Genomic DNA, 9,566 nt, shown 5'->3' with positions numbered 1-9,566 from the left:
TTCCAACCTTTTTTAATAAATTCTTTTTCATAAAGCCATAGTAAGAATCAAAGCCTTTTACTTAATTTTATAAGTTTTGTTTTAAACTAGAAATTTGATGAAAGTTCTAAATATCTATTTATTATGCTTTCATAGTCTATCTCAAAACTAAGTTCTTTCATCTTTAAAAAAAGAGAGCAAAAAAGTAAAAAATCCCTAATTGCCTATAGAACGATTAAATACTTTATAGACTAATCTATAATACAAGCCATTTATTAGATATTTTATTCCACCAAATTTCCTAAGCCTTTTCTTTCTTGCTCTTGATTTTTGTTTGCCTAGTGTATGTCTTTGCTGTCCTATGGATGAGTTTATTCCAAATGGGTCGTTTGTTTCAATTATATTTTTATCCAAGCAGTAAATTTTAAGCCTATCCATCTTAAAAAACTGAACCCAGCAATCAGCCTCTAAAATAAGTGGTGTGTTTATTTTGATTAGTTTTTTAGCTGCTTCTTTGGTGATGATATATCCATAAGCTCCTGTGCCTTTTGCAAATTTATATATATTTATATTATCACTTATTTTTATGGTTAAATTTTTAAAATACTCATCCGTTTTATACATCATACAAACTAGCTCATAGTCTTTTTTAGTTTTTAAAAACTGTTCAATTTGATTTAGATATTTTAAAAACTCATCAGAGCATAGTGCATCATCTTCTAGTATTAGTGCATATTTGATATCTTCATTTATCATTTTTTGATAAATTTTTAAATGACTTAAAGCACAGCCTACCTCACCAAGAGTTATAAAGCTATTTTTGTAATCATATACAAGTTTATCTAATTCATATTCACTTAGTCCTTTTCCATAAACAGCTTTTATAAATTCATAATCAAGATTAAATTTATTAAAATTTTTAATAAAAGCTTCTTTTTTAAGACTATCTTTCTCTAAATTTATAACAAAAATTTTCATTTGGTTTTCCTTAAGTATTTTTAATTATATTTGATTTTGTGTTTTAAAATTTTCATAAAACTTATTAAAATCATTTTTTATAGCGTTAAATTCAATATCTTTTGTGCAGTTTAAAATGCCATTATCATCAAGCTCTTTTGGCTCTTTTATCTTATAGCTATATCCAAAAATATAGTCTTTATCTTCTGGTAAAACATAGACTGGATTTGTATGAGTAAAGACACAAAACGCCGGAGTTCTCATAGCAAAAGAGAGGTGTAAAAGTCCAGTATCAGGAACGATGATAAATTTAGCACTTTTTAATAAATTTGCCAACTCGTCAATACTTTTTTTATTGAGTGCGATATAGGGGATATTGTTTGGCGCTAAAAAACTATCTATTAAATCTTGTTGTAAAAATTCCTGACCTGGGTTTTGAACTATGACTGGAATCAAGCCGTAATTTTCATAAATATGTTTGATTAATTTATATGTTTTATCAAAGCTTAAAATTTTTCTTAAATCACCTGAACCAAGTGAAAGGAGATAGCTGCTTTTACTCTCTCTCTCGTGCAGTATGATTTTCAGCTAAGTAATACTGCGGCATAGTATTTAAATTTGTAAATTGAATCTCAGAAATCATCTCATAAAGTGTATTTGTCATATTGGATATATTTTTAAAGTTGTAAATGTTGCTATTTTTTCTATTTTTAACCTTTCTTTTGGCAAATGATAAATTTGTCATAGCTCTTGAAGAGCTACCATTATAAAGGTCTATAATCAAATCAAATCTTTTAGCAATTATTTTAAACTGTGTTTTAATTTTTTCCAAAATATAGTTAAAAAGTGAATCTCTTTTTCTATTTATAGAAAATATCTCATCTACATAAGGGTTGTTTTCCAAAATCTCTTTGCCTATTGGATCTGCAATAGCTGTTATAGTTGAGTTTGGATACCTCTCCTTTAAACTTTGTAAAATCGGTGTTCTAGCCAAAACATCGCCAAAAAGCCCAAGCATAATAACGCATATTTTCATATCATTTTTCATCTATTTTCCTTAAAAGTTCATTTGCCATCTTAGCTACCAAATTTGGATCAATCTCATTTATGCAAAAGTCGCTCTTATCTATCTTAAAAGCGTCGATCTTTTTGCCAGTATCGATAGTGAGATTAAATGGTGTTAAAAAGGAGTTTCTTTTGCTAGGGCGATTGCCAAAAAGCGTTATAGAAGCCCTATTTTGTGCCCAAGCAAGATGAGTTATGGCGCTGTCATTACCTATCGTCAAAGCGCAACTAGAAACAAACTCCACAAGCCCATCAAGGCTCATCTTCTCAAGCAACTTAGCCTTTGTAGTCTTTGTGATGGCTAGTGCCCTTTGCTTCTCATCGTCGTTGCCATAGCAGATATAAATTTCATCCGTATCAATCTCATCAATAACTAGGTTAAATTTAGTATAAATTTTGCTTGCTTCACTTGCAAAAGGGGCTATCAAAACGCGGTTTTTAACTATCTTTTCTTTTGTGCTAAAACACTGCGCTTTGTTTAAAATCTCATCTTTATCAACTTTAAAATCAAGCGCAAATGCCACAAGAAAGAGATTTCTAATGATAATATTTTCATTATAATCAATCATAAATTTTTTACTATAAAAAAGCGAGCTAAGTCCCTCTCTTGAGCTAAATTTATCAAAGCCAACAACATTTTTGCAAACTATCCTTGCAACGAGTGCTGACTTAATCAAACCTTGCAGATCTATAGCCAAGTCATAGCCCCTTTTTCTAGCCTTTAGAAGAGTTTTGATACTTTTTAGATAATTTTTATCTTTTAAGTTTAGCTTAATCGTCTCATTTATAAGCGGATGATTTTTAAGAACTCTACTAAATCGCTCTTCACAAATCCACTCTATCGTAGCGTCTGGATAGTGCTTTTTGATAAACTGCAATACAATCGTAGCTTGAATGATATCGCCAAGAGCTGAGAGCCTAATTATCGCTATTTTCATATCTTATCTCTTATCAATTTTTGAGTTATTCTACCAAAATAAAATTAAAAAATAAATTTTAAACTACTATCTTTTTGTTTTGTATAAAAAATACATATGTTTGTGATATTGATCTATCACATCGTTTATTAAAGCTTCTTTGCTCCAACCAATTACATCATAGTCTTGACCGCCTTCAAAGAGATAAACTTCAGCTCTATAGTAGTTATCGCTCATAGCATAATCAGGAGTTTGAGTTTTTATAATTTTTACACCATAGATAAAGTCTGTGTCTTCACCCATTCCAACATGGATATTAATTTTTCCATTTATGCCTATTTTTTCCACTCTTGCTTTTAGTCCATTTTTTATAAACTCATCGCAAATTTCATTAAACGCAGGCTCTGCAACTTCAAGTAAAAAATCTCTTGCATCATCTTTATTAGGCGTATCAATAATATTTTTAAGTCTATCTTGCCATCTTTTTGAGCTAGTAAGTCCTGTTGGGAGATTGAAAATGCTTCTTGTGTAACTTTTCTCATAATCAACTCTTAAAGCTTTAAAAAGCCCATACATACAGCCAAGTAGTGCTATAGAAAGTGGAAGTGCTGAGATGATAGTCATAGTTTGAAGTGCATCAAGTCCGCCAGTATAGAGTAAAACAGCTGCGATAATACCTATTAAAACACACCAAAATATCTTTTGCCAAACAGGGGTTCTATCTTTCCCGCGTGAGCAAAGCATATCTATAACCATAGCAGATGAATCAGCCGAAGTTATAAAAAATAGACATATCATTAAAACTGAAATACCAGATAGCACACTTGTTAATGGAAATTTTTCTAAAAATACAAATAAAGCTAGTGAGACATCCCCATTTGTTACATCTGCAAGTCTAGCAAAGCCCTCATTCACAAGCTCTATTGCGCTATTTCCAAAAGCAGTCATCCATAAAAATGTAAATCCAGATGGAACTAAAAGCACTCCAACAACGAATTCTCTTATAGTCCTTCCGCGTGAAATTTTAGCTATAAATAGTCCTACAAATGGCGACCAAGAAAGCCACCAAGTCCAGTATAAAAGCGTCCAACCACCAAGCCAATTTTCATTTTTTTTCTCATAAGCAAAAAGGTTGAAGTTATCACCTATGAAAGATGTTAGATAGTTTCCTGTATTTTCGACTAGTGATTTTAAAAGCCCAGTTGTATTTCCCAAAATAAATATAAAAGCTACAAATAAAAATGCTAAAAATATATTTGAAAGACTTAAAATTTTTATGCCTTTATCAACACCACTTGTTGCAGAGATTGTTACGAAAATTGTTATTATTAGTATTGTTATAATTTGAATATTTGTAGTCATTTCTATGCCAAAAAGATAGTTAAAACCAGCATTTATTTGTAAAACTCCATATCCAAGAGAAGTTGTAACACCAAAAAGTGTAGCAAGTACAGCTAAAATATCAATTACATCCCCAAATCTTCCATAAATTTTATCTCCAACTATTGGATAAAAAGCAGATCTTAATGTAAGTGGAAGATTGTGCCTGTAAGCAAAATAAGCTAGTATTATAGCAACTATGCCATAAACTGCCCAAGCGTTAAATCCCCAGTGAAAAAATGTAAGTTTCATAGCTTGTTTTGCAGCTTCTATGGTTTGAGGATCTGCCGATGGTGGAGCAAGATAGTGCATTAGTGGCTCACCAACTCCAAAAAACATAAGTCCAATTCCCATTCCTGCTGCAAAAAGCATAGCAAACCATGCTAAATTTGAATACTCAGGTTTTGAGTGATCGCTTCCAAGTTTTATATTTCCAAATCTAGATATCATTAAAAATAGCATTGAAAAGAAAATTAAAGCAACACTTAAAACATAAAACCATCCAAAATTAGTTGTTAGATAGCTTTGGATTGCTTTAAGGTTTTTTAAAGTAGATGCAGGAAAGACCAAACATATACTTAAAACTATAAAAAGCACTATAATCGATGGATAAAAAACCGCTGGATTATAGGCTTTTTTAAACTTAAAATTCATATATTTCTCCTTTGTTAAAGGATATACTCTATAAAAGTTAAGTAAATATTTATAAAATATTAATAAAATACTCTTTTTTTAAAAATAGCTTAAAAGACCATATATCGTGACTTTTAGCAAATTTACACTTTTGCTATAAAACAAGTTTTTTCACTTTTATCTTTTTGGTAAATTTCAACATTTAAAAAGCCATTTTTATTTAAAATTTCCTTAACCTCAGTTGGATTTAATTTATTTTTAAGTTTAATCCCCTCGCCTAAATTTTCCCATTTTTCAAGTGTTTGTTTTGTAGTGCCTTCTAAAAATATCATAAATTTGCCATCTTTTTTAAGAACTCTTTTTATCTCATTAAATGCAATGTCTAAATTTTCCCAAAAATAAAGCGTTTCAAAAGCAGTTACTAAATCAAATTTGCTGTCACTAAAACTCATTTTATGAACATCTGAAATATTCAAACAAAGTCTTTTATTAACCACTAAATTTTTGCAAATTTCAGCACTTAAATTTATACTAGTTGGCGAATAATCAATGCCAAAAAGCGTTGAGTTTTTAAATTTAATGCTTAAATTTAGTAAATTTTGTCCGCCGCCACAACCAATATCTAAAATATTTAATTGTTTATTTTCATCTAAATTTATTTTAGAAATAGCCCACAAAGCACCCTCGTTATGAACTTCATTCATTCTTTTTAAGGTTTTTATTCCTTCATCTCCATCTGGAAATTTAACTTGACTTCTGTTTTGCAAAACTTCGCTATCTCCAATTTGCATCGTTAGTTCCTTTAAAAATTGTTTAAAATTATTTATCAAATTCAGCTATGATTATAGCCATTTTATAAACAATTTATCTACACAAAGCATTTGGAGGAAGAGTTTGATAAATTTAACAAAAGTATCTGCTAGATGATAGAAGTTAAGAATTTAAGCAAAAGTTACGGCAAAACGGAGGTTTTGAAAGATATCAACTTTGATATTAAAAAAGGTGAGATCTTTAGCCTTGTTGGACATAGTGGCGCTGGCAAAAGCACCCTACTTCGTTGTATAAACGGACTTGAAGAGTATCAAGATGGAAGCCTAAAAGTTGGTGGCGTAGAGATAAAAGAGCTAAAAGGCAAGGATTTAAGAGAGCTTAGAAAAAATATCGGTATGATTTTCCAAAATTTTGCCTTGATGAGTAGAAAAACTGTCTTTGAAAATGTCGCAACACCACTAAATTTCTGGGGTTATGACAAAACTTATAGCAAAAAAAGAGTTGATGAGCTCTTAGAGATTGTTGGGCTTAGTGATAAAAAAGAGTTCTATCCTATGGCACTTTCTGGCGGACAAAAACAGCGCGTTGCAATAGCTAGAGCCTTAGCACTAAATCCCAAAATTTTACTTTCAGATGAGGCAACTTCAGCGCTTGATCCAAGCATTACAAAGCAAATTTTAGAGCTTTTAAAGACAGTAAACAAAGAATTTGGCATAACGATAGTCTTGGTAACTCATGAGATGGAAGTTGTCAAAAACATTGCAAATAGAGCTGTTCTTTTAAAAAATGGCGTCATTACAAATAGCGGTGAGATTAGTGAGCTTTTTTTAAAGCCGGATGAAAATATGCGTGAGTTTTTGGGCGAAGAGGAGATTTTGCCAACTACTGGCACAAATATAAGGCTCTATTTTCCAAAAAAGGTAGCTTTTGACACTGTCATCACTACAATGGCAAGGACGCTTGATAGGGACTTTAACATAGTTTGGGGACGAATCGAGAAGCTTGGGGAAGATGTGCTTGGAATTTTGGTTATAAATATAAAAGAGAGCGACAAAGAAGAGGTGTGCGGATTTTTGCAAAAAAGTGGGGTTATTTGGGAGGTTGTAAGATGAGAGAATTTGCAGTAAGAATTTATGATAAATTTCTAGATCAATTTCCATATGCTATTTTTGAGACACTTTATATGTGCTTTGTCTCTACCTTTATAGCCTTTGCTTTTGGACTTTTGCTTGCAATTTTGCTTATCGTTAGTGCAAAAGATGGGCTCTATCCAAACAAAAAGCTCTACAGAGTTTTGGATATCTTTACAAACACTTTGAGATCTTTTCCATTTATCATACTAATCATCGCTATAGCGCCGCTTACTAAATTAATCATTGGCACCAATCTTGGCACAACCGCAACTATAGTTCCACTAACAATAGGTGCAATGCCCTTTATCGCAAGGCTTATAGAGAGCTCTTTTAAAGAGGTCGATCCTGGTATAATCGAGGCTGCGAAGAGCTTTGGCGCAAGCGATATGCAAATCATCTTTAAAGTAATGTTTGTAGAAGCACTTCCTAGTATCATCTCAGATATTACCATGACACTTATTGTTATAGTTGGCTTTTCTGCTATGGCTGGAGTTGTTGGAGGAGGCGGTGTTGGTGCAGTTGCCATAAACAGAGGATATAACGGCTTTGATAGCGAGATACTCTATATCGCTGTTGTAGTTTTGCTTATAATAGTTCAGATCATCCAAAGTAGCGGGGATTTTCTCTACAAAATAACAAAAAAATAGCTCTAAATTTGGCAAGTTTTTACAAATTTAAAACTTTTTGTAAAGTTTCATTTACTTTGCATTTATTTTCTTTTTGCTAAAATCTCAACTCCACAGAGAGTTTGGCTCTTTGTGGATAAATTTGCCACTCTAAATTTATCCACCATATCAAATTTTCCACACAAAGAGGATATGAGTAGATAAATTTAGAAGATGGTTAAGCTTAAAAAGGAGAAAGTATGAAAAGCTTATTTAGATTGATATTGGCTTTTAGTTTAGCTGTAACCTTAAATGCTGCAGAAAAGATTGTAGTAGGTGCTTCACCTATCCCACATGCAGAGATTTTGGAGGCTGCAAAACCTCTATTGAAAGAGAAAGGTTATGAGCTTGAGATTCGAGTTTTTAATGACTACATCATACCAAACAAGGCTTTGCAAGATGGACAACTTGATGCAAACTACTATCAACACATTCCATATCTTGAAGAGTTTAACGCTAGAGAAAAGACTGATTTGGTTGCAACAGTAAAGGTTCATATAGAACCGATGGGAGTTTATTCTAAAAAGATAAAAAATGTAAGTGAGCTTAAAGATGGCGATAAAGTTGCCATTCCAAACGACCCAACCAACGAAAGTAGAGCTTTGGAGCTTTTGGCGGCTATAAAGATAATTTCACTAAACAACAATAGCCTAAAAACACCAAAAGATATCACAGACAATCCTAAAAATCTCAAATTTATAGAGATAGAGGCAGCTCAGCTCCCTAGAACTTTGGGCGATACTACGCTTTCAGTTATCAACACAAACTTTGCAATAAATGCAGGACTAAACCCTCTAAAAGACGCACTTGCTATAGAAAGTGGCGAAAGTCCATATAGCAACATCATAGCTGTAAAAAGAGGAAATGAAGAGAGTGCAAAGATAAAGGCGTTAAATGAGGCAATGACAAGCCAAACTGTGAAGAAGTTTATCGAGACAAAATACAACGGAACTATAATTCCAGTATTTTAAGCAAAATGAGTGAGATAATAAATTTTATAGTCGATCTGGTCCATGGCTGGGGCTATATCGGCATATTTATTATGATGTTTTTGGAAAGCTCATTTTTTCCATTTCCAAGCGAAGTAGCAATGATACCATCTGGGTATCTTGCTCATCAAGGCAAAATGAATATCTATCTTGCTTTTTTTGCAGGGACACTAGGATCGCTTTTTGGAGCACTTTTTAACTACTTTTTATGCTATTTTTTTGGACGAGCGCTTATAGAAAAATATGGCAGATATGTCGGCATAACGCCCGCTAAAATGGCTAAATTTGAAGAGTTTTTTTACAGACATGGCGAAATTTCTACATTTAATTGCAGGCTAATACCTGGCATACGTCAATACATAAGTCTTCCTGCAGGACTTGCTAGGATGAATATCTTGAGATTTTCACTCTTTACAACTCTTGGAGCTGGCATATGGGTGGCTATACTTCTTGGACTTGGCTACTTTATAGGCGACAATAAAGAGCTCATAAAAGAAAACATTATCTACATAACACTGCTTCTTTTTGTTTTTATCATCATAATCTCTCTTATATATCTCTACTACATAAGAAAAAGAGCTAAAATTAAAAAGCCACCAAGGCTTTAAACTTATAAAAGCCTATTTAAATTTCAAAAGATAATTTATCTTATCTGCAAAGCCACAAAAGTTTCAAATGTATAAAAAACTATTTAAATTTCAAACTCTTAAATTTGAGTTATAATTGAATTTATAGTCAAAACTGATTAAATTTAGAGAGCTGTCAAAGTTAAGCATATAAACACAACATCTAAATTTAGATAAAACTGGCTAAATTTCAAAAGGCAGTAAGACTTTAAATTTATAAAAATCTATTTAAATTTCAAAAGCCAATCTCTCTTATTACAGAGTCAAGAAAGTTTCAAATGTATAAAAAACTATTTAAATCTCAAACTCTTAAATTTGAGCTATCGGTTGAATTTACGAAGCCACTAAAAATTTAAATATATAAACTCACATTGAAATTTAAAAAGATAAAAGCTAAATTTACGTAGTTATAAAAAGCTTAAATATATAAAAAACTATTTAAATTTCAAAA

General features: G+C 31.7%; 10 protein-coding genes. 4 read left to right on the top strand and 6 right to left on the bottom strand.

Translation table 11 applies throughout. From position 1 onward, the window contains the following. Positions 1–195: 195 nt before the first annotated feature. From Q0X52_RS01995 to Q0X52_RS01970, 6 genes are all read right to left on the bottom strand, one after another. The gene (locus Q0X52_RS01995) at positions 196–957 is read right to left on the bottom strand and encodes a glycosyltransferase family 25 protein (RefSeq protein WP_297574159.1); all 762 of its coding nucleotides are present in this window, start codon (positions 955–957) and stop codon (positions 196–198) included. 24 nt (positions 958–981) lie between these two features. After that, on the bottom strand, positions 982–1,392 hold the full coding sequence (locus Q0X52_RS01990) for a glycosyltransferase family 9 protein (protein WP_297574157.1): 411 nt from the start codon (positions 1,390–1,392) through the stop codon (positions 982–984). A gap of 100 nt (positions 1,393–1,492) precedes the next feature. Next, on the bottom strand, positions 1,493–1,984 hold the full coding sequence (locus Q0X52_RS01985; RefSeq protein WP_297574156.1) for a glycosyltransferase family 9 protein: 492 nt from the start codon (positions 1,982–1,984) through the stop codon (positions 1,493–1,495). Next, positions 1,974–2,939, bottom strand: coding sequence for a lipopolysaccharide heptosyltransferase I (waaC, locus tag Q0X52_RS01980; RefSeq protein ID WP_297574154.1), 966 nt, complete (start codon positions 2,937–2,939; stop codon positions 1,974–1,976). Before waaC ends, Q0X52_RS01985 begins: the two co-directional genes overlap by 11 nt. Positions 2,940–3,005: 66 nt before the next feature. Continuing rightward, positions 3,006–4,952, bottom strand: a complete 1,947-nt coding sequence (locus tag Q0X52_RS01975; protein ID WP_297574152.1) for a BCCT family transporter — start codon at positions 4,950–4,952, stop codon at positions 3,006–3,008. Between the two features lie 122 nt (positions 4,953–5,074). Beyond that, positions 5,075–5,722: a class I SAM-dependent methyltransferase gene (locus Q0X52_RS01970; RefSeq protein ID WP_297574149.1), complete on the bottom strand. Its 648-nt coding sequence runs from the start codon at positions 5,720–5,722 to the stop codon at positions 5,075–5,077. Between the two features lie 132 nt (positions 5,723–5,854). On the opposite strand from Q0X52_RS01970, the gene Q0X52_RS01965 reads away from it, so the two are divergent. The 4 genes from Q0X52_RS01965 to Q0X52_RS01950 all read left to right on the top strand — a co-directional run bounded on the left by Q0X52_RS01965 (position 5,855) and on the right by Q0X52_RS01950 (position 9,097). Continuing rightward, positions 5,855–6,814 (top strand): methionine ABC transporter ATP-binding protein, encoded by a 960-nt coding sequence (locus tag Q0X52_RS01965; protein ID WP_297574146.1) that lies wholly within the window; start codon positions 5,855–5,857, stop codon positions 6,812–6,814. After that, a complete protein-coding gene (locus tag Q0X52_RS01960; RefSeq protein ID WP_297574144.1) occupies positions 6,811–7,482 on the top strand; it encodes a methionine ABC transporter permease in 672 nt (223 codons plus the stop codon). The genes Q0X52_RS01965 and Q0X52_RS01960 overlap by 4 nt, the downstream gene beginning before the upstream one ends. Positions 7,483–7,700: 218 nt before the next feature. After that, complete coding sequence (locus Q0X52_RS01955; protein ID WP_297574143.1) at positions 7,701–8,471, top strand: MetQ/NlpA family ABC transporter substrate-binding protein; 771 nt, start codon at positions 7,701–7,703, stop codon at positions 8,469–8,471. Positions 8,472–8,476: 5 nt separating this feature from the next. Beyond that, positions 8,477–9,097, top strand: a complete 621-nt coding sequence (locus Q0X52_RS01950) for a DedA family protein (RefSeq protein ID WP_297574142.1) — start codon at positions 8,477–8,479, stop codon at positions 9,095–9,097. Positions 9,098–9,566: the final 469 nt, after the last annotated feature.

This window comes from uncultured Campylobacter sp. (assembly GCF_947255105.1).
GTDB lineage: Bacteria > Campylobacterota > Campylobacteria > Campylobacterales > Campylobacteraceae > Campylobacter_B.
Note: the sequence above shows the minus strand (reverse complement) of the source record. Positions and strands in the feature narration are given on the sequence as shown.